This is a genomic window from Paracoccus sp. NBH48, from assembly GCF_015390265.1.
Lineage (GTDB): Bacteria > Pseudomonadota > Alphaproteobacteria > Rhodobacterales > Rhodobacteraceae > Paracoccus > Paracoccus marcusii.
Genome location: NZ_VUOJ01000006.1, coordinates 1 through 19,787, shown reverse-complemented (window position 1 = coordinate 19,787; position 19,787 = coordinate 1). Strand labels below are relative to the sequence as shown.

At 66.4% G+C, this 19,787-nt stretch carries 16 protein-coding genes and 4 pseudogenes; 11 read left to right on the top strand and 9 right to left on the bottom strand.

The genetic code is table 11. The features are described from left to right. Positions 1-148: 148 nt before the first annotated feature. Positions 149-2,173: a catalase gene (locus F1642_RS12130; RefSeq protein ID WP_194886347.1), complete on the top strand. Its 2,025-nt coding sequence runs from the start codon at positions 149-151 to the stop codon at positions 2,171-2,173. Between the two features lie 52 nt (positions 2,174-2,225). Here the strand turns inward: F1642_RS12130 and rocF are convergent, their stop codons facing one another. From rocF to F1642_RS12105, 5 genes and pseudogenes are all read right to left on the bottom strand, one after another. After that, positions 2,226-3,149 (bottom strand): arginase, encoded by a 924-nt coding sequence (rocF, locus tag F1642_RS12125; protein ID WP_046000079.1) that lies wholly within the window; start codon positions 3,147-3,149, stop codon positions 2,226-2,228. Between the two features lie 74 nt (positions 3,150-3,223). Continuing rightward, positions 3,224-5,260 (bottom strand): TonB-dependent receptor domain-containing protein, encoded by a 2,037-nt coding sequence (locus F1642_RS12120; RefSeq protein WP_255522416.1) that lies wholly within the window; start codon positions 5,258-5,260, stop codon positions 3,224-3,226. Between the two features lie 154 nt (positions 5,261-5,414). Continuing rightward, positions 5,415-7,134, bottom strand: a pseudogene (gene metG, locus F1642_RS12115) (methionine--tRNA ligase). Positions 7,135-7,228: 94 nt separating this feature from the next. Then, entirely contained in the window at positions 7,229-7,930 is a 702-nt protein-coding gene (locus F1642_RS12110) for a metal-binding protein ZinT (protein WP_194886345.1), read from the bottom strand. A 136-nt stretch (positions 7,931-8,066) separates the two neighbouring features. After that, the gene (locus F1642_RS12105; RefSeq protein WP_046000083.1) at positions 8,067-8,690 is read right to left on the bottom strand and encodes a GcrA family cell cycle regulator; all 624 of its coding nucleotides are present in this window, start codon (positions 8,688-8,690) and stop codon (positions 8,067-8,069) included. A 117-nt stretch (positions 8,691-8,807) separates the two neighbouring features. On the opposite strand from F1642_RS12105, the gene F1642_RS12100 reads away from it, so the two are divergent. The 4 genes from F1642_RS12100 to argF all read left to right on the top strand — a co-directional run bounded on the left by F1642_RS12100 (position 8,808) and on the right by argF (position 12,511). Beyond that, positions 8,808-9,644, top strand: coding sequence for an ABC transporter permease (locus F1642_RS12100; protein WP_255522415.1), 837 nt, complete (start codon positions 8,808-8,810; stop codon positions 9,642-9,644). Between the two features lie 151 nt (positions 9,645-9,795). Beyond that, the gene (locus F1642_RS12095) at positions 9,796-10,968 is read left to right on the top strand and encodes an aspartate aminotransferase family protein (protein ID WP_194886344.1); all 1,173 of its coding nucleotides are present in this window, start codon (positions 9,796-9,798) and stop codon (positions 10,966-10,968) included. Beyond that, positions 10,961-11,437: a GNAT family N-acetyltransferase gene (locus tag F1642_RS12090; RefSeq protein ID WP_194886343.1), complete on the top strand. Its 477-nt coding sequence runs from the start codon at positions 10,961-10,963 to the stop codon at positions 11,435-11,437. Before F1642_RS12095 ends, F1642_RS12090 begins: the two co-directional genes overlap by 8 nt. 147 nt (positions 11,438-11,584) lie before the next feature. Further along, positions 11,585-12,511, top strand: coding sequence for an ornithine carbamoyltransferase (argF, locus tag F1642_RS12085; RefSeq protein ID WP_046000086.1), 927 nt, complete (start codon positions 11,585-11,587; stop codon positions 12,509-12,511). Between the two features lie 714 nt (positions 12,512-13,225). Here argF and F1642_RS12080 read toward each other — a convergent pair. Next, positions 13,226-14,822, bottom strand: a pseudogene (locus F1642_RS12080) (phosphoenolpyruvate carboxykinase). A 198-nt stretch (positions 14,823-15,020) separates the two neighbouring features. On the opposite strand from F1642_RS12080, the gene F1642_RS12075 reads away from it, so the two are divergent. From F1642_RS12075 to F1642_RS12050, 6 genes and pseudogenes are all read left to right on the top strand, one after another. Beyond that, positions 15,021-15,434 (top strand): HPr kinase/phosphorylase, encoded by a 414-nt coding sequence (locus tag F1642_RS12075; RefSeq protein ID WP_255522413.1) that lies wholly within the window; start codon positions 15,021-15,023, stop codon positions 15,432-15,434. A 30-nt stretch (positions 15,435-15,464) separates the two neighbouring features. Next, positions 15,465-16,416 (top strand): annotated as a pseudogene (rapZ, locus tag F1642_RS12070) (RNase adapter RapZ). A 43-nt stretch (positions 16,417-16,459) separates the two neighbouring features. After that, a complete protein-coding gene (locus tag F1642_RS12065; protein WP_045982754.1) occupies positions 16,460-16,882 on the top strand; it encodes a PTS sugar transporter subunit IIA in 423 nt (140 codons plus the stop codon). Next, positions 16,879-17,157: an HPr family phosphocarrier protein gene (locus tag F1642_RS12060; RefSeq protein ID WP_127897938.1), complete on the top strand. Its 279-nt coding sequence runs from the start codon at positions 16,879-16,881 to the stop codon at positions 17,155-17,157. Before F1642_RS12065 ends, F1642_RS12060 begins: the two co-directional genes overlap by 4 nt. Positions 17,158-17,205: 48 nt before the next feature. Continuing rightward, a pseudogene (locus F1642_RS12055) lies at positions 17,206-17,786 on the top strand (TetR/AcrR family transcriptional regulator). A gap of 85 nt (positions 17,787-17,871) precedes the next feature. Beyond that, positions 17,872-18,273, top strand: a complete 402-nt coding sequence (locus tag F1642_RS12050) for a DUF2852 domain-containing protein (protein WP_052714837.1) — start codon at positions 17,872-17,874, stop codon at positions 18,271-18,273. Positions 18,274-18,306: 33 nt separating this feature from the next. Here the strand turns inward: F1642_RS12050 and F1642_RS15930 are convergent, their stop codons facing one another. The 3 genes from F1642_RS15930 to F1642_RS15920 form a co-directional block, all read right to left on the bottom strand. Beyond that, entirely contained in the window at positions 18,307-18,606 is a 300-nt protein-coding gene (locus F1642_RS15930; protein ID WP_255522412.1) for a hypothetical protein, read from the bottom strand. Next, positions 18,567-18,989 (bottom strand): sulfatase-like hydrolase/transferase, encoded by a 423-nt coding sequence (locus F1642_RS16560; RefSeq protein ID WP_370582870.1) that lies wholly within the window; start codon positions 18,987-18,989, stop codon positions 18,567-18,569. Before F1642_RS16560 ends, F1642_RS15930 begins: the two co-directional genes overlap by 40 nt. Continuing rightward, positions 18,896-19,787 (bottom strand): sulfatase-like hydrolase/transferase (locus tag F1642_RS15920; RefSeq protein WP_255522411.1); only part of this gene is annotated, 892 nt, incomplete at its 5' end. The genes F1642_RS15920 and F1642_RS16560, both read right to left, overlap by 94 nt.

Genomic DNA, 19,787 nt, shown 5'->3' with positions numbered 1-19,787 from the left:
TTTCGCCACGTCCGCATCATCATCACTCCTGCGTATCGCAGGCTGCGCGGCGCAGGGCAAGCGGGTGAACAAAACATAGCCCCCCGAATCAGGAACCGTTTTCATCGACCTTTGTTGGACAGGCAACGCGCCAGCACAGGAGGACGTCATGTCCAGCATCAGCGAGACACGCGGCAACGGTGGAGAGACCCACCAGACCGGCGGCGAGGCCCTGACCACCAATCACGGGGTCCCGATTTCCGACAACCAGAACAGCCTGAAGGCTGGGGCCCGCGGTCCCACCCTGCTGGAGGATTTCGTCCTTCGCGAAAAGATCTTCCATTTCGACCATGAACGCATTCCGGAGCGGATCGTCCACGCCCGCGGTTCGGGTGCGCACGGCTATTTCGAATGCACCGATCCGATCCCGGAACTGACCCGCGCGGGCGTTCTGGCCAATCCGGGCAAGACGCCGGTCTTCGTGCGCTTCTCGACCGTGGCCGGCGGCGCCGGTAGCGTCGACACGCCGCGCGACGTGCGGGGCTTTGCGGTCAAGTTCTATACCCAGGAAGGCAACTGGGACTTGGTTGGCAACAACATCCCGGTGTTCTTCATCCAGGACGCGATCAAGTTTCCCGACCTGATCCATTCGGTCAAGATGGAGGCCGACAAGGGCTATCCGCAGGCCGCCAGCGCCCATGACACCTTTTGGGATTTCGTGTCGCTGATGCCGGAATCCATGCACATGATCATGTGGGCGATGTCCGACCGCGCGATCCCGCGCAGCCTGCGCATGATCGAGGGGTTCGGCGTCCACACGTTCCGCCTGGTCAACGCCCAGGGTAAGTCGACCTTCGTCAAGTTCCACTGGAAGCCCAAGCTGGGCCTGCAGAGCCAAGTCTGGAACGAGGCCGTCAAGACCGCCGGCGCGAACCAGGACTATCACCGCCAGGACCTGTGGGAGGCCATCGATTCGGGCGACTTCCCGGAATGGGAACTGGGCATCCAGACCTTTGACGCGGAATGGGCCGCCAAGCAGCCCTATGACGTCCTGGACGCGACCAAGCTGATCCCAGAGGAGGACATTCCCGTCCGCATCGTGGGCCGCATGGTGCTGGACCGGAACCCCGACAACTTCTTTGCCGAGACCGAGCAGGTGGCCTTCCTGCCGACGAACGTCGTGCCCGGCATCGACTTTTCCGACGACCCGTTGCTGCAGGGACGGCTGTTCAGCTATATGGACACCCAGAAGTCGCGGCTTGGCACCACGAACTTCCACCAGATCCCGGTCAATGCGCCGAAATGCCCGATGCACAACTTTCAGCGCGACGGCATGATGCAGATGGCGGTGCCCAAGGGCCGCGCCAACTATGAGCCGAACAGCCTGGATCAGGCCGGAGAGGAGCCGGGCCCCCGCGCCACCGACCAAGGCTTCGCGACCTACAAGGACATGACCGACCTGGGCAACCAGCCGGACGAAAAGCTGCGCGTGCGGGCGGACCTGTTCGGTGACCATTACAGCCAGGCACGGCTGTTCTATCGCAGCCAGACCGAGGTCGAGCAGACCCACATCGCCGATGCGATCACGTTCGAACTGTCGAAGGTCGGCCTGGGCCACGTGATCCAGCGCGTTCTGGGTCATTTGCGGGTCATCGACGAGGATCTGGCCGAAACCGTGGCCGAAGGTCTGGCCGAGGATCTGCCCGATGCCGCGACGCCCATGCGCGAACCGATCGACATGGCGCCTTCGGATGCGCTGTCGATCATGAAGCAGGCCAAGCACAGCCTGAAGGGTCGCAAGGTCGGCATCCTGATCGGCGACGGCGGGGATCAAGCCAAGGTCGATGCGCTGCGCGACGCGGTCGAGGCCCAGGGCGGCAGCGTCATGCTGATCGCCAAGGAGCGTGGCAAGGCCGAGGCGCAGTTGGCGGGATCGCCGTCGGTCCTGTTCGACGCGGTGGCGCTGGTCATCGGCGCCGATGACGCGGCCAAGCTGGCCAAGTTCAAGCCCGCGGTCGACTTCGTGTCGGATGCCTTTGCGCATCTGAAGGCGATCGGCGCCGACGATGCCAGCGCCAAGCTGCTGGCGGCGGCCGGGGTGCAGCCCGACAAGGGCGTGACCAAGCTGGATCCGGCGGCGTTCGTCGAGGCGGCGGCGCAGCGGTTCTATGACCGCGAAGCCAAGGTCTGGTAGGCCTCAGCCGTTCGGGATCGGAATGAAAGGGGGCGGGCCGGTGGTCCGCCCCTTATCCATAGCTGCGGGTCGGGCGGTCAAAGACCTTCCGGCCCATCAGGCTGCCGACCAGATCGACCATCAGCTTTGCGGTCCGGCCCCGTTCGTCCAGGAACGGGTTCAACTCGACCAGGTCCAGCGATGTGACCAGCCCCGATTCGTGCAGCAGCTCCATCACCAGATGCGCCTCGCGGAAGGTCGCGCCGCCGGGCACCGTGGTTCCCACCGCGGGCGCGATCGAGGGGTCAAGGAAATCCACGTCCAGGCTGACATGCAACAGGCCGTCCGCCGCGCGCACGCGGTCCAGAAAGGCCCGAAGCGGGGCCACGATGCCCTGTTCGTCCAGCACCCGCATGTCGTTCACGGTGATGTCCGTGGGCTGCATCAGGGCCAGTTCTGCGGGGTCCACACTGCGGATGCCAAACATGCAGATGTTTTCGCCCGGGATGGGGGCGGGGAAGGGCGGGAAGGGGTCGAAACCGTCCAACCCGTTGGCATAGGCCATCGGCGTGCCATGCAGGTTCCCCGATGTGGTGGTGGCGACGGTGTGAAAATCGCTGTGCGCGTCCAGCCAGATCACGAACTGCGCGCGGCCCTGCGCGGCGGCATGCGCAGCGACCCCTGCGACGGTGCCCAGGGCCAGCGAATGATCGCCCCCCATGATGATCGGCATGCCATGCGGCAGGGCGTCCTGGGTGGCCTGGCGCAGGGCGCCAGTCCAGGCGATCGTTTCAGGCAGGTGATGGACGGCGGGGTTGGCGCAGCGGTGGTCGCCCAACGGGTCCGGCGTGACATCGCCGCGATCCTCGACCGTGTGGCCTAGGGTCGCCAGGGTCGCGGCCAGGCCCGCGGTGCGATAGGCGGCGGGGCCCATCAGGCAGCCGGGGCGGCGCTGGCCCTCGTCCACGGGGGCTCCGATCAGGATGCAATGGGTCATGGGGCTCTCCGGCTGGATGGTGCCCCGTTTGAACACGCCCGACCGGGGAAAGTCCACCGGCCGGGCGCATCCCCCTAGAAGTTCGAGGTCAGGCCCAGCCACAGGCGGCGGCCCTCGCCCTCGGTGTTGTTGGCGGCCATGGTGACGTCGCGGTCCAGAAGGTTGTAGATCGCCCCGTTCAGGCTGACCCGGTCGGTCAGTTGGTAATCCGCCCCCAGATCCACCGTCAGGTAGGATCCGTATTCATAGGCGATGGCTGTCCCGTCCGCGTCGAAGGCCACCGGTCGGCCGTTGGTACCGATGCGGGCACCTGCGGCTGTTTCCCGGCCGTGATAGATCACCGACCCCCAGGCCCCCAACCCCGCGACGGGGGTGACCCAATCGGCGGTCACGCTGGCCTGATGGCGCGGCGTACGGTCCAGCGGCAGGCCCGCGAAATCGCCGGTCCGCTGTTCGCTGTCGGTGAAGCTGTAGCTTGCGCGCAGCGTCAGGTCGGGTGTGGCGTCCCAGTCCGCGGTCAACTCGACCCCCTGCAGGCGGGCGCGCCCGACATTGTACCATTCCCATCGGTTGAAGCTGGTGCCGCCGATCACGACCTGATCGTCGGTGCGGGCGCTTTCGATCTTGTCGTCGAAATCGGTGCGGAACAGCGTCGCACCCACCTGCCACGTCGGCGCATCGTAAAGCGCCGCCAGCTCATAGCTGGTGCTTTCCTCTGGCTGCAGGGCAGGGTTCGAGACGATCGCGCCTGCGCCCCGTTCGGTGGTGTAGAAATAGCCCGGCACGACGGAGCGCAGATCCGGCGCGCGGAACCCCGTCGACACGCCCCCCTTGAAGGTCAGGCCCTGCGTCGCGTTCCACACCGCATAGGCGCGCGGGGTCAGGTTGCTGCCGTATTCGGCATGATCGTTCAGCCGCGCCCCAAGGGTTAGGGCAAGATCGTCGCGCAGGCGCCATTCGTCCTCCAGGAACACCGCGCGCTGCGAGGTCGCAAAGGAATAGGTCCGCCCATCGCCCAGGCCGGGGTTCTGGTCGCGCAGCCCCGTGCGGTTCACCTGCCCGCCAAAGACCAGCGTGTGGCTGCCCTGCCATTCCAGCGGCGCGGTGAATTTCGCGTCATAGACGGTGTTCGTGACCTCTGGCGCGCGGTCGCCTGCGACCAGCGCGCCATTGCCCGATGCGGTCTTGCGCTGGCCCACCTCGCGCAGGACCGACAGGTCGGCCGCGACATTGCCCCACTGCCCGGCATAGGACAGGGCGGCGCGGTCGCGGGTGTTGTCCTGAAGGCTGTCGTTCTGTGGCGTGCCGCGGAAATCGACGGGCGCGATGGTGCGGCCGACGCGTCCCAGATCCTCGATTGTGGTGCGCCCGCCCTCCAGGTGGACGGTGTGATCGGGGTCGGGCGTCCAGCTGAGCCGCGCCGACAGGTCCGTCAGTTCGCGGTCGCGCAGCCCGTCGACGACCCTCGATTCGGACCGGTCGAGGCGGCGTCCCCAGACCTGCAGGCCCAGCCGGTCCGCAACGACCGGCCCGCTGCCATAGAAGGACAGCTGGCGCGAGGACGCGTCGTCGCCGTCCTGGGGCAGGGTGGCCTCGGCCGTGACCGACCCGGTCCAGCGGTCGGCGACCGGCTTGGTGATGACGTTGACCACGCCGCCCATCGCGTCCGATCCGTACAGCGACGACATCGGCCCGCGCACGATCTCGATCCGGTCGATGGCGGCGACGGGGGGAATCCAGTTCTGCTCGATCCCGGCGCTGCCGTTGGTGCGCGATTCGCGCGTGCCCTGACGTTTGCCGTCGACCAGGATCAGCGTGTACTGGCCGGACAGGCCGCGGATGGTGATGTCCTGTTCGTTGGCGACGCCCGTCGTGGCCACGCCCTGCACCCCGCGCAGCGCGTCCGACAGGCTGGTGATGTTGCGCCGCGCCAGCTCCTCTCCGGAAATGACCGAGATGCTGGCAGGGGCGTCGGCGATGTTCTGTTCGAACCCGGACGCGGTGATCACGATCTCGTCCAGCATGATGGGGGCCGTGTCCTGGGCCAATGCCGGCGCGGTCAGGGCGGTCAGCGACAGGAATATCGCGCGAAGGGAGGGGGTCTTGGGCATCATGGGCCTCGGGGTCGGAGGGGACATGCTGCCTGGGGTCGTGGCCAGAGGGAAAAGCCGATTACCTGGGTAATTCAGTCGCCTTTACGGCGGGTGGGCGCGGGGGACAAGGCCTGCGCCCGCCCCCTGCGCCCCTGTGGCACGAATGCGACAGTCAGGCGCGGACGCCCTGGAAGCGGGCGGCCCAGGCCTCTCGGTCCTCGTCGCTGATCTTGGCGAACATCACCTCGGGGACGGTGAAGGCATGGCCGGGGGCCAGCGCCTGCAGGGCCTGCGCCACGTCGTCGGGCCAGCCCGCATCCTGCGCGTCCATCGCCTGCAGCATCGCGGCCGATGCAAAGGGGATGAAGGGCTGCGACAGGACCGCATAAAGGCGGATCAGGTTCAGGCCCATGCGCACCTGCATCGCCGCCTGGTCGGGGTCGGTCTTGAACACCGTCCAAGGCGCGGCCGACTGCAGGTATTCATTGCCCGACACCCAGATGGCGCGCAGCTCGGCGGCAGCCTTGCGGACCTCCATCGCCTCCATGTTCGCCTCATAGGCACGGACGCGGGCGGTCAGCGTGTCGATCAGCGCCAGTTCGGCAGGGCCCCAGGCCGGGCCTTCGGGAACGGCCTCGCCGAACTTGGCGCGGCAGAACTTGGTGATGCGGCTGACGAAGTTGCCCAGCACGTCGGCCAGGTCCTTGTTCACGGATTGCTGGAAATTGTCCCAGGTGAACTCACTGTCGCCGGATTCGGGGGCGTGGGACAGCAGCCACCAGCGCCAGTAGTCCGCCGGCAGGATCTCCAGCGCGTGGTCCATGAATACACCGCGCCCCTGCGAGGTGCTGAACTGTCCGCCCTGATAGGTCAGGTAATTGAAGGACTTGATATAGTCGACCATCTTTCCACGGCTCGCCCGAACCGATCAGGGTCGCGGGGAAGGACAGGGTATGGAAGGGCACGTTGTCCTTGCCCATGAACTGGGTATAGGTCACGTCCTCGGCGCCCTGGTCCAGGCGCCACCAGCGGCGCCATGCGGCATCGTCGGCGCCCGCCGCATCGGCCCATTCGGCGGTCGCGCCGATATATTCGATGGGCGCGTCGAACCAGACATAGAAGACCTTGCCCTCCATCCCCGGCCAGTCCTGGTCGCCCCGCTTCACCGGCACGCCCCAATCAAGGTCGCGAGTGATGCCGCGGTCCTGCAGCCCGTCGCCGTCGTTCAGCCATTTGCGCGCGATCGAGGTCGTCAGGATCGGCCAGTCGGTCTTGGCGTCGATCCAGGCGGCGATGTCGCCCTTCAGCGCGGACTGGCGCAGGTACAGGTGCTTGGTCTCGCGCACCTCCAGGTCCGTGCTGCCCGAGATCGCGCTGCGCGGGTTGATCAGGTCTGTCGGGTCCAGCTGCTTGGTGCAGTTTTCGCACTGATCGCCGCGCGCCTTGTCATAGCCGCAGTTGGGGCAGGTGCCCTCGATGTAGCGGTCCGGCAGGAAGCGGTTGTCGGCATGGGAGAAGACCTGCTTCTCGACGACCTCGCGGATATAGCCCCGGTCGGCCAGGCGGCCCGCGAAATGCTGGGTCAGGGCGCGGTTGCGGTCGCTGGAGGAGCGGCCGTAATGATCGAAGGACAGCCCGAACCCGTCGGCCAGCGCGGTCTGGACGCCATGCATCCGGGCGCAATAGTCGGCCACGGCCTCTCCGGTCTTGGCGGCGGCCAGTTCGGCGGGGGTGCCGTGTTCGTCCGTGGCGCAGATGAACATGACCTCGTGGCCCCGCGCCCGCAGATAGCGGGCATAGAGGTCGGCGGGCAGCTGTGAACCGACGAGGTTCCCCAGATGCTTGATGCCGTTGATGTAGGGCAGGGCAGAGGTGATCAGGTGGCGGGCCATGGCATGCGTCCTTTCGGGGTCGCGCATCTCTAGCCCTGTTGCGCCGTGATGAAAAGCGGTGCGCACGCCCGGCGCACCGGGCGTGCGCAGGTTGTCAATGGGCCAGCATCTCGTCCACGATCTGGGCGGGGGTCATGTCGGCGGGATAGTAGGTGGGCCAGTTCGTCACCTCCTCCAGCAGGGCGGCGCGGTCGTCGCCCCAATACAGGTGGAAGTGGTCGGCGCGGGCCGGGGCGATCCCATGGTCGCTGAACTGGATGAAGGCGGGTGCGCCCGCGTCGCCGGCAGTCTTGGCAAAGATGAAACGGACGCCGCGGTTGCCGCGGGCATAGGTCAGAATTTCGTGCCCGTCATCGGCATAGGTGCCCGACACCTGCGTGCCGTCGCTGTAGAACGTCACCACGTCACCCTCAATGGTGATGCGGTTCGTATCGGTGGCATAGCCGGTCTGGTAATAGGCGGTGTATTCCTCGGCGGTCTGGTCGCCCTTCTGGGCCTTGCGGTCCATGACCGGCGCCAGGGTGCCGTCCTGCAGCAGGGGATAGACCGACTGCCAGTCGCCCGCATAGTCGGACAGGGGGCGTTCCTTGACCTGATCGTCGTCGAAATAGCCGTCATAGATGGCCTGCGCCTCGGGGCTGCGGGCATGGCCGTGATCGTGATCATGATCGTGGTCGTGGTCGTGGGAGTGGTCATGCGCGGCTGGGGCGGCACTGTCCTGGGCCAGCGCAGGCCCGGTCAGGACCAGCGTCGCGGCGATCAGCAGACTGGCAGGGAGGGGCAAGCGGAGGGGCATGGGGCGGTCCTTCTATAGATCTGACGAATCATGAAATGATATATCATCACATAACAGGACCGCAGTAAGGCGCGCGTACGGGGATGGCAAGGGCGGGTCGGGACCGGGCGGACCTTTGCGGCCCGCCCGAAAGCGATCAGCGGCGACGGTCGCGGCGCGAGGACATCGGCTGGAACGCGACGCCGACATGCGCCTCGCAATAGGGTTTTCCCGCAACCGACGGCAGGCCGCAGAACCAGAACTTGTCGGTTGCCGGATCGCCGATGGGCCATTTGCAGGTCCGCTCGGTCAGTTCCATCAGGGTCAGTTTCTTGGCGCGCTTCTCGACCTCGCGGACCGAGGCCAAGGCTTCGGGAGAGATCTCGTTGGCCGAAGGCTGGGGCGGCAAAGGCTGTCCCGCCGGCACGATCGGGCGGCGGGGAACCGGCACGAAGGCCGGCTGCGTGCTGGGTTCGGGTTCCGGCTCGGGCTGGACCGCCACGGGTTCAGGCGCGGGTTCGGGGCGCAGAGGTGCCGCCGCTGGCTGCGGGACCGCGCGGGGTGCCGCGGGCTTTTCGCGCGCGACCGGTTCCGGCGCGGGGGCGGGCGCCGGGGCTGCGGCCTCCGGCTCCTCGGTGCGGTTCGACAGCCCCAGGCGATGGACCTTGCCGATCACCGCGTTGCGGGTCACGCCTCCCAGTTCCTTGGCGATGGCGCTGGCCGACTGGCCCTCGGACCACATGCGTTTCAGTGTCTCGACGCGATCATCCGTCCAGGACATGGCAGCCTTTCCGGGCGGGTCTGACCTGCCGCCCCATCTTGTAACCTGCGATTGGTCCCGTCACATACGGGATGCCGAGATTTAGCCGCCGAAGCGCAGAAATTCAAGGACCGCCAGATGACCCTGCCCACAATGCCCGGCCTGCCCCCGCTTTCCGACAGCCCCGCCATGGGCGTGCGCCGCTTTGGTCGCGTCAACTGGCTGGGCCTGCGCACGCTGGCGCGGCGCGAGGTCATGCGCTTCATGGCCGTCTGGCAGCAGACGATATTCGCGCCGCTGATGACGGCGGGCCTGTTCGTGGTCGTGTTCGCGATGGCCCTTGGCCAGGGACGCGGAGAGATCATGGGCCTGCCCTACCTGGTCTTCCTGGGGCCGGGCATCCTGATGATGACGGTCATCCAGAACGCCTTCGCGAACACCTCCAGCTCGATCACCGCGGCCAAGGTGCAGGGCAACATCGTCGACACGCTGATGCCGCCCCTGTCCGCCGGAGAGCTGCTGGCCGGCTATCTGGCCGGGTCGGTGGTGCGCGCCGGGCTGGTGGCCACGGTCATCGGGACCGGCATGGTGCTGGTCACCGGGCGCGGCATCGCACATCCGGGCTGGGCGGCGCTGTTCGTGCTGCTGGCCGCGCTGATGCTGGGCGGCCTGGGCATCCTGGCGGGGATCATGGCGCAGAAGTTCGACCAGATGGCGGCGATCACCAATTTCATCATCACGCCGCTGTCGTTCCTGTCGGGCACCTTCTATTCGGTGCAGGCGCTGCCGCAGCCGTTCAGCACGCTGTCGCACTGGAACCCGATCTTCTACCTGATCGACGGCGCGCGCTATGGCGTGACCGGCGTCAGCGATGCGCCCGTCTGGCGCGGCGCGCTGATCTGCGCGGGCGTCGTCGCGGGCGTGCTGTATCTGGCGTGGCGGTGGCTGCGGTCGGGCTATCGCATGAAGGCCTGATTAGCGCTTGCCTTGACAGGCAAAGCTGCGCATCCTTCGCGCCATGACGAAACGACGCACCACCCGTTCGCGACGCTGATGCCGGCCCCTTCGCGGGCCCGCGTCCCTGTTGCCGTTTCCGCCATTCCCCTTCCATCGCCGGAGCCTTGCCATGATCCCGCACGTCCTGCCGACCTATAATCGCGCCCCCCTGGCGTTCGAACGCGGCGAAGGCGCCTGGGCCGTCACCGCCGACGGGACGCGATACCTGGACCTGGGCGCGGGCATCGCGGTGAACGTGCTGGGCCATGCCAATCCCGATCTGGTCGCCGCGCTGACCGAACAGGCGGGCCGGATCTGGCACGTGTCGAACCTGTACCAGATCCCCGAGCAGGAGCGTCTGGCCGACCTGCTGGTCGAACACACCTTCGCGGACACGGTGTTCTTCACCAATTCCGGGACCGAGGCGGCCGAACTGGCCATCAAGATGGTGCGCAAGCACTGGGACCATGCGGGTGATCCGGATCGGATCGAGATCCTGACGTTCTCGGGCGCGTTCCACGGGCGCTCGACCGGGGCCATCGCGGCGGCAGGGTCGGAGAAGATGGTCAAGGGCTTTGGCCCGCTGATGCCGGGGTTCCGGACGCTGCCCTTCGGCGATCACGAGGCGCTCAAGGCCGCAGTCACCGACAGCACCGCCGCGATCATGGTCGAACCCGTGCAGGGCGAGGGCGGCATCCGTCCGCTGCCCGACGCCTGCCTTCAGGGGCTGCGCGAGCTGTGCGACCGGACCGGTGCGCTGCTGGTCCTGGACGAGGTGCAATGCGGCATGGGCCGGACAGGGCGTCTGTTCGCGCATGAATATGCCGGGATCGCGCCCGACATCATGATGGTCGCCAAGGGCATCGGCGGGGGCTTTCCCCTGGGCGCTGTGCTGGCGACGGAAGGCGCGGCCGCGGGCATGGTCGCAGGGACGCACGGCTCCACCTATGGCGGCAACCCGCTGGCCTGCGCGGTCGGCGCGCGCGTGATGCAGATCGTGGCCGATCCGGCCTTCCTGGCCGAGGTCAACCGCAAGGCCGCCCTGTTCCGCCAGAAGCTGGAGGGGCTGGTCGCCGCCCATCCGCAGATCTTCGAGGGCGTGCGGGGGCAGGGGCTGATGCTGGGCCTGAAATGCCGCGTCGCGCCGACCGATCTGGTCCGTGCGGCCTATGACCAGCATCTGCTGACTGTGCCCGCCGCAGATGACACCCTGCGCCTGCTGCCGCCGCTGAACATCACCGAAGATGAGATCGCTGAGGCCGTGGCGCGCCTGGACAGGGCCGCCGCCAGCCTGGATGGCTGACTACGCCTTCAGGCCGGTCACCGGGGACGACCTGCCCGTGCTGGCCCGATGGCTGGCTCAGCCGGAGGTCGCTGCCTGGTGGCCCGACCCCGATCGCCAGATCGCCCTGATCCGCGACGATCTGGGGCACCGGGTGATGCGGCAGATGATCGTGGTGCGGGACGGCACTGCCCTGGCCTATGCGCAATCCTATCCGGCCCATCACTGGCCCGCGCCGCATTTTGCGGGGCTGCCGGTGGATGCCGTGGCGCTGGACGTGTTTTTCGGGCCAGACGGGGTTGGGCAGGGCGGCGCATGGCTGCGCGCCCTGGGCGATATGCTGCTGCTGGACTTTTCGACCCTGGCGATCGATCCCGCCCCCGGAAATCAGCGCGCCATCGCCGCCTACCGCAAGGCGGGCTTTGCGGGCGACGATCACCGCCTAGACGCGCAAGGCCGGCCCGTCCGCGTGATGACCCGCCTCCGATGAGGCGAACGCGCCCTTCTTCTTTGCCCAAATACCCATCTTCTCCGGCCCGGTCGGGCGCGACCCCCGCGAGGGCGCAGAAAGCCCGATCCGCCCTTGACCCGGCCCGTCCGGCGGGGCTTGCTGGAGAAAAGCCGAAAGACCAAGACGATGACCCATTTCCTGGATATCCACACCACCGACCGCACCGCCCTGCGCAGCATCATCGACAGCGCCCACGCGATGAAGGCCGCTCGCAACGGCCGCCCCAAGGGCAGTCCCGATGACGAACAGCCGCTGGCCGGCCGCATGGTCGCGCTGATCTTCGAAAAGCCTTCGACTCGCACGCGGGTCAGCTTCGATGTCGGCGTGCGCCAGCTGGGCGGTCAGACGATGATCCTGTCGGGCTCGGAGATGCAGCTGGGTCATGGCGAAACCATCGCCGACACCGCGCGCGTGCTGTCCCGCTATGTCGACCTGATCATGATCCGGACCTTTGAGGAGGCGACGCTGCTTGAGATGGCCGAGCATGCGACCGTTCCGGTGATCAACGGGCTGACGAACCGCACGCATCCATGCCAGATCATGGCCGACGTGATGACCTTTGAGGAACATCGCGGCCCCATCGCCGACAAGAAGGTCGTCTGGTCGGGCGACGGCAACAACGTGTTCGCAAGCTTTGCCCACGCGGCAGGGCAGTTCGGCTTCGATCTGACCTTCACCGGCCCGCCGCCGCTGGATCCCGAAGCGGCCTGCCTCGACTATGCGGCATCCCAAGGGCGCCCCGTCACGATCGAGCGGGATCCGGCGCGGGCCGTCATCGGTGCCGACCTGGTCGTGACGGACACCTGGGTCAGCATGCACGACCCGCAATCGGCCAAGGAGCGGCGCCATAATCAGCTGCGCGGCTATCAGATCAACGAGGCGCTGATGGCGCAGGCGCGGCCGGATGCGCTGTTCATGCATTGCCTGCCCGCGCACCGCGAGGACGAGGTGACCAGTGCCGTCATGGACGGCCCCGCCTCCGTCATCTGGGACGAAGCCGAAAACCGGCTGCACGCGCAGAAGGCGATCATGCGCCACTGCCTGGGACTGTGACCTGATTGACGGGCGGCCAAGGGCCGCCCGACGACACTTGAACCTGCCCCACGAGGGCGGGGCAGGTTCGGTCCGGTGCTCTGCATCGGCATCCGAATGCAAAGGAAGGCGGATGCTAACTTTTGCGCCTTAGACCTAGTTCTTTGCTTAGGGTAAGTGGGACGAACTTTGAATCCGCTATTCATTGCGAAGGGCGCCCAAATTCGCTCTCAACTGCAAGGACCTGTCGGCAGTGCCTCAACCGCTGTAATGACGATCAGCGAAGCATGCCGCGTACGGGCTATTCCATTTGTCAAAAGTGAGTAAGGCAAGCCTATTCACTTGTCCGCTTTCCGCGATATCGTGTTCCATCAATAGGATGCAGGGGCTGCGACTAGTCTGGCCGCGCGCTTCCTACGTCAAAGATGTCGCTGCTGATGCGCGGGTGGAAGGCGCGCCCGCCAAAATGGATGCCATGTCACGTGGCTGGGACCGGACGTAGCTCATGCTGTCTTGCCGCTACAATCACCGCGTCAATTGATCGGGTCGGGTTGGACCCAGTTTGGTTGAGACCAAAGGTAACAGCACGATTGCAAGGGACGAGGTGTCTCTGGGCTAGCGGTCGTCTCAATAAGGTTAAGGACAAGCCCTGCCGGATATGAGTACCGAAGCCGAGGCCTGTCGATCGCCGCGATCGAATAGAGCGACGGCCCCGCGTGGGGGCCGTCATGTCGTTCAGCCGATGGCTGCAGCGCGGATCTCGTCGTCGATCGCGTCAAGATACTGGGCAAAGTTGTCGCAGAACATCTGCACCAGCTTCTTGGCCTGGGCGTCATAGGCGGCCGGGTCGGCCCAGGTCTGGCGCGGGTCCAGAAGGACAGGGCTGACCCCGGGGACGCTGACCGGCACGTCGAAGCCGAAGTTCGGATCGCGGCGGAACTGCACCGTGTTCAGGCTGCCGTCCAGGGCGGCGGCCAGCAGGGCGCGGGTGGCGGCGATGGGCATGCGCTTGCCCGTACCGAAGGCGCCCCCGGTCCAGCCGGTGTTCACCAGCCAGCAGGATGCGCCGTGCTGGGCGATCTTTTCCTGCAGCAGCTTGCCATAGACCTCGGGGCGGCGGGGCATGAACGGCGCACCGAAGCAGGTCGAGAAGGTCGGGATCGGCTCGGTCACGCCGACCTCGGTGCCCGGCGTCTTGGAGGTGAAGCCCGACAGGAAGTGATACATCGCCTGTGCAGGCGTCAGCCGCGCGATCGGGGGCAGTACGCCATAGGGCGTCGCAGGTCAGCATGATGACGTTCTTGGGATGCCCGCCAAGGCTGGTCTGGGACGCGTTGCTGATCGCCTCCAGCGGATAGGCGCAGCGCATGTTGTCGGTGATCGAGTTGTCCTCGAAGTCCAACTCCAGCGTCTCGGGGTCGAAGACCATGTTCTCGATCACGGTCGCGAAGCGGCTGGTGGTCGCGTGGATCTCAGGTTCGGCTTGGGCCGACAGGTTGATCGTCTTGGCGTAGCAGCCACCCTCGAAGTTGAAGGTGCCTGTGTCGGACCAGCCATGTTCGTCGTCGCCGATCAGGACGCGCGACGGATCGGCCGACAGGGTGGTCTTGCCGGTGCCCGACAGGCCGAAGAAGACCGCGCTGTCGTCTGGGTTGCCCGGTGCGTGGTTGGCGCTGCAGTGCATCGGCATGATGCCTTTTTCCGGCAGCAGGTAGTTCAGCAGCGTGAAGACCGATTTCTTGTTCTCGCCCGCATAGGCGGTGTTGGCGATCAGGATCAGCTTCTTGTCGAAGTTCATTGCGATCACCGTCTCGGACCGGCAGCCGTGACGCGCGGGATCGGCCTTGAAGCCGGGGCAGTTGATGATGGTGAATTCGGGCGTGAAGGTCGCCAGCTCGTCAGCCTGGGGCCGGCGCAGAAGGTGGCGGATGAACAGCCCGTGCCAGGCAAGCTCGGTCACCACGCGCACGTCCAGGCGGTTATCGGCATCCGCACCACCGAACAGGTCCTGCACGAAATAGTCGCGACCCTTCATGTGCTGAAGCATGTCGGCATGCAGCAGATCGAACGCCGCCGGGTCCATCGGCTTGTTGTTGTCCCACCAGATGCTGTTCTCGACCGACGGGGTGCGAACGACGAACTTGTCCTTGGGCGAGCGGCCGGTATGCGCGCCGGTCGAGACCAGGAACGCCCCGCCCAGGCCCAGCTTGCCCTCTCCGCGGGCGACGGCCTGTGTCATCAGGGCGGGTTCCAGCAGGTTGTAGTGCACCTGGCCCAGCCCCGTGATGCCTTGGTCTTCCAGTCGGCAGGTCGGGTTTACGCGCGTGGTCATGTCGGGAGCTCCGTGGCTTGGGGTGCAGCGTTTCATCGGGCTATAGCACGGCGGATTCGGCCCGAAACAAGTCAGCGCAAACAGTTAGCGGAAACATCAAATGTTATCGCCATCAGGACCGTTTAGCGGCCGCGACGCCGTGCCACAGGCGGAAAATTAACCTGTTTTCAGGCAGGATCGGATCAGGAGGTGATTCGCATGATGCAGGTTCACGCGACCACGGTCGCGCTTGACGGGGGTGGCCTTGTTATCCTGGGACCGTCCGGATCCGGCAAGTCCACCTTGGCGCTGCAGCTGATGGCAGTGGGCGCGACACTGGTCGCCGATGACCGCACCGACCTGCGCCTGTCCGCAGGCCGGCTGATGGCGCAGGCGCCATTGCCGCTGCTGGGACGCATCGAGGCGCGGGGCGTGGGCATCCTTCAGGCAGAGCCGTCGAAGCCGGTCCCGGTGGCCTTGGCCTGCGACCTTGGACGCGACGAAGAGGACAGGTTACCACAGGTACGCCATCAAGATTGGCTGGGGGTCCGGGTTTCGCTTGTGCTGGGCCCCTATCGCCCCCATCTTTACGCTGCATTGCGGCAGCTGATGCTGGGCCGACGGCTGGCATGACCGCGCGCGCAACGCCATAGGGAAGGACGCATGGACCACGACGCCATCGAACCCGAGGCCCAACGGCTGGTGCTGGTCACCGGGCCGTCCGGGGCAGGGCGATCGACCGCCATCAACGTGCTGGAGGATCTTGGCTTCGAGGCGATCGACAACCTGCCCTTGTCGCTGATCCCGCGTCTGCTGGACGGACCCGCGCGTCCGACGCCGCTGGCCTTGGGGCTGGACGTGCGCAATCGCGACTTTTCCCGCGTTCAACGTGATCGAGCTGATTGACCGACTGACGCGCCTTCCCGGCTATGCGCCTGAGGTACTGTATCTGGACTGCGACGCCGATACCCTGGTCCGCCGCTACAGCGAGACGCGCCGCCGCCATCCCTTGGCCCCCGATGAGGCGCCAATGGCCGGGGTCCTGGCCGAGATTGACCTGCTTGCACCGATCCGCGTGCGGGCCGATGTGCTGGTCGATACGACCGAACTGTCGCCCCATGACCTCAAGGCCGAGCTGACGCGGTGGTTCGACGTGCGCCCCGACCGGCGGCTCAGCGTGTCGCTGCACTCCTTCAGCTACAAACGCGGGGTGCCTCGGGGCCTGGACCTGATGTTCGACTGTCGGTTTCTGGCCAATCCGCACTGGAATCCCGACCTGCGACCGCTGGACGGTCGTGACGACCGCGTACAGGCGCATGTCGCCGCCGATCCGCGATTCGCCGAATTCTTTCAGCGGACCCGGGATCTGGTCGAATTTCTTCTGCCAGCCCATATGGACGAGGGCAAATCGCACCTGGCGGTCGGTTTCGGCTGTACCGGGGGACAGCATCGTTCCGTCACTTTGGTGGAAAAGATGGCCCTGGCGCTTGCAGATGCGGGCTGGCCGGTGTCAATAAGGCACAGGGAACTGGAGCGTCGGGGCATGACGCTGCAGTCTGGTGCGGACGCATCGCCTGCGGGCGAGGCTCGCGCGTCGCAAAGGCAGGCGTCATGAGGTTTGGGGTGTTTTGGAAGTCTTCTGGGCTTGGTGAGGCGCGTTGATCGGTATTGTCATAGTGGCGCATGGGGGATTGGCCCGAGAGTATCTCTCGGCCGTCGAACATGTTGTGGGTCCGCAGGTCGGCATCGCCGCCGTCGCGATCGAGGATGATCACGACCGCGCGGCCAAGACCGCCGAGATCAAGGCGGCCGCGGATGCGGTCGATCTGGGCGACGGCGTCGTCCTGGTGACCGATCTGTTCGGCGGGTCTCCCTCGAACCTGTCCCTGCCGGCCTGCGCTGTGCAGGACCGCACCATCCTCTACGGCGCGAACCTGCCCATGCTGGTCAAGCTGGCCAAGTCGCGGCACCTCAGCGTGCCGGTTGCGGTGGGCTTTGCCAAGGACGCGGGGCGCAAGTACATCAATTCCTACAACGTCCCGCCCGAGGCCGCGCTGGACAGCGGGCGGTATCCTCGATGACCGATGCGATCACCCGCGACCTATCGATCATCAACGTCAAGGGCCTGCACGCGCGGGCCAGCGCCAAGTTCGTGGACGTAGTCGAACGCCATGACGCGCAGGCAAGGGTCGAAAAGGACGGCATGGCCGTCTCTGGGGACAGCATCATGGGTCTGCTGATGCTGACCGCCCCGCGTGGCAGCCAGATCCGCGTGACCACCTCCGGCCCCGAGGCGCAGGCCCTGGCGGACGCGCTGGAAGCGCTTGTGGGGGACTATTTCGGCGAAGGCATGTAGTGCCCGCGCCCCGTCACCCCCGACCGCAAGTCCTATCACCACGGCAACCTGCGCCAGGCCCTGGTCGAAGCGACCGCCGACCTGGTCCAGGAGCAGGCCCGCAGGCCTTCACGCTGACCGAGGCCGCGCGCCGCGCCGGCGTGTCCCCCTGCCGCCCCCTATCGCCACTTCAAGGGTCGCGACGACCTGCTGGAGGAGGTCGCGCGCCAAGGCTTCATCGAATTCGCCGCCCGGCTGGAGGCCGCATTCGACGGCGGTCGTCCGCGCCGCTGACCGCGTTCCTGCGCATGGGCCAGACCTATCTGGACTTTGCCGCCGAACGGCCCGGTTACTACATGGCGATGTTCGAAAGCGGCATCTCTGTCGTGGGCAATGTCGATCTGGCGGCCGCCTCTGCGCGGGCGCAGGGCGTGCTTGTGACCGCGGCCGAGGCGATGGCCGCCCGACTGCCCGAAGATCGCCGCCCGCCCGCCCGCATGGTGGCCAACCACATCTGGGCGCTGAGCCACGGCGTGGTCGAGCTGTTCGGCCGCGGCAAGCCCGGCTGCCGCAGCCCGGTCGAGCCGTCCGAAATGCTGGAAAGCGGGGCGCTGATCTATCTGCGCGGGCTTGGACTGATCCAGAACTGAATTGTTGGACGACGATCTTGACGGAACCCTCCGCGCCGCCCATCTATGTAAATGTAATTCACATTAACATAGGGAGATACCACAGATGACCATCGCAACCCCCGTGCTTCGCCCGGCGACGACCCAGCAGCGCATCACCGATGTGCTGGCCCGTGGTCGCGACTGGCTGGATGCGCGCGGTCGCCCCGCCTGGCTTGTCGCCATGGTGCTGGGTTTCATCTTCGTCTGGCCCGTGGGCCTGGCCCTTCTGGGCTACATGATCTGGAGCAAACGCATGTTCGGATGCAGCAAACGCACCGCCGCCCCCCGCTATTCCGCGCCGTCGACCGGCAACAGCGCCTTCGACGCCTATCGCGCCGAGACGCTGAAGCGGCTGGAGGACGAGCATCGCGAATTCATCGACTTCCTGGCCAAGCTGCGCGAGGCCAAGGACAAGGCGGAATTCGATCAGTTCATGGAAAAGCGCGACGCCAAAACCGACGCGTAAGCAGATCGGGGGCCGGGTGACCGGCCCCCGATCCTATTCGCCACGGGGAAACCGCTGGTTTTCCTCCAGCACGTTCAGGTCCATGTGATTGCGCATGTAGCGTTCGGACGCACGCTGCAGCGGCTGGTGGTCCCATGGATAATAGGCCCCGTTGCGCAACGCCTCGTACACGATCCAGCGGCGGGCCTGCGAATGACGCACCTGCGCGTCATAGGCCGACAGGTCCCACCGCTGCGCCGCCTGTGCACGAAGATCGGACAGCACCGCCGCATGGGCCGGATCGCCGGCCAGGTTCACGCGCTCTGCCGGGTCGCTGTCCAGATCGAACAGCATCTCGGGATCGGCGTCGCAGACGATGTTACTTCCAGCGCCCGTCGCGCAGGGCGACCATGGGTGCGATGCTTTCCCTCGGCTGCATACTCCATCGGCACCGGACCGCGCGGCGCCCCTCGCGCCAGCGACCGGCCATCGGTCCAGGGCGCGATCTCGTCCATCGGAAGGCCCGCCAGGTCGCACAGCGTCGGCAGCACGTCGATGGTGCTGACCGGCTGGTCGACACGTCCCGGCGCCATGCCCGGCGCGGCGATCATCAGCGGCACCCGGGCCGAGCCGTCGAAGAAGTTCATCTTGAACCACAGCCCGCGTTCGCCCAGCATCTCGCCGTGGTCGGACAGGAACAGGATGATCGTGTCCTGCTGGCGTGTCGCCTCCAGCACGTCCAGGATCTGGCCGATCTGTCATCGACATAGCTGATATTGGCGAAATAGCCCTGCCGCGCGCGGCGGATATGATCGTCGGTGATCTCCAGCCCGCGCCAATCGCACGCATCCATCAGGCGCTGCGAATGCGGATCCTGCTGGTCATAGGGGATGGGCCGCGGCGGCTCCAGTTCCGGGATGCCGTCGTACAGGTCCCAGTACTTGCGCCGCGCCACGAACGGGTCGTGAGGGTGGGTAAAGCTGACGGTCAGGCACCACGGCCGGTCGTCGGCCCCGCGCGCCAGATCGTACAGCTTGCGCGTCGCGTGATGGGCGACCTCGTCATCATATTCCAGCTGATTGGTGATCTCGGCCACGCCCGCGCCGGTGACGGATCCAAGATTGTGGTACCACCAGTCGATCCGTTCCCCCGGCTTGCGGTAATCCGGGGTCCAGCCGAAATCGGCGGGATAGATGTCGGTGGTCAGACGTTCCTCGAAGCCGTGCAGCTGGTCAGGGGCCGACGAAATGCATCTTGCCCGACAGGCAGGTGTTGGTACCCCGCCCGGGCGCAGGTGATGCGCATAGGTCGGGATGTCGGACGCGAATTCCGCCGCGTTGTCATAGACCCGCGTGCGGCTTGGCAACTGGCCCGACATGAAGCTGGCCCGCCCCGGCGCGCAAAGCGGGCTGCCGGTATAGGTGTTCGCGAACCGGGTCGACCGTTCGGCCAGTCGCCGCAGGTTCGGGGTGTGCAGGAAACCGGCGGGGCCGTCGGGGAAAAGAAACCCCCGACAAGCTTGATCCGCCATGAGG

What these genes read in the sequence shown, in the direction of transcription:
- F1642_RS12130 (WP_194886347.1), top strand. Translation starts at nt 149, where the DNA reads ATGTCCAGCATCAGCGAGACACGCGGCAACGGTGGAGAGACCCACCAG.
- rocF (WP_046000079.1), bottom strand. Translation starts at nt 3,149, where the DNA reads ATGACCCATTGCATCCTGATCGGAGCCCCCGTGGACGAGGGCCAGCGC.
- F1642_RS12120 (WP_255522416.1), bottom strand. Translation starts at nt 5,260, where the DNA reads ATGCCCAAGACCCCCTCCCTTCGCGCGATATTCCTGTCGCTGACCGCC.
- F1642_RS12110 (WP_194886345.1), bottom strand. Translation starts at nt 7,930, where the DNA reads ATGCCCCTCCGCTTGCCCCTCCCTGCCAGTCTGCTGATCGCCGCGACG.
- F1642_RS12105 (WP_046000083.1), bottom strand. Translation starts at nt 8,690, where the DNA reads ATGTCCTGGACGGATGATCGCGTCGAGACACTGAAACGCATGTGGTCC.
- F1642_RS12100 (WP_255522415.1), top strand. Translation starts at nt 8,808, where the DNA reads ATGACCCTGCCCACAATGCCCGGCCTGCCCCCGCTTTCCGACAGCCCC.
- F1642_RS12095 (WP_194886344.1), top strand. Translation starts at nt 9,796, where the DNA reads ATGATCCCGCACGTCCTGCCGACCTATAATCGCGCCCCCCTGGCGTTC.
- F1642_RS12090 (WP_194886343.1), top strand. Translation starts at nt 10,961, where the DNA reads ATGGCTGACTACGCCTTCAGGCCGGTCACCGGGGACGACCTGCCCGTG.
- argF (WP_046000086.1), top strand. Translation starts at nt 11,585, where the DNA reads ATGACCCATTTCCTGGATATCCACACCACCGACCGCACCGCCCTGCGC.
- F1642_RS12075 (WP_255522413.1), top strand. Translation starts at nt 15,021, where the DNA reads ATGATGCAGGTTCACGCGACCACGGTCGCGCTTGACGGGGGTGGCCTT.
- F1642_RS12060 (WP_127897938.1), top strand. Translation starts at nt 16,879, where the DNA reads ATGACCGATGCGATCACCCGCGACCTATCGATCATCAACGTCAAGGGC.
- F1642_RS12050 (WP_052714837.1), top strand. Translation starts at nt 17,872, where the DNA reads ATGACCATCGCAACCCCCGTGCTTCGCCCGGCGACGACCCAGCAGCGC.
- F1642_RS15930 (WP_255522412.1), bottom strand. Translation starts at nt 18,606, where the DNA reads ATGCTGTTCGATCTGGACAGCGACCCGGCAGAGCGCGTGAACCTGGCC.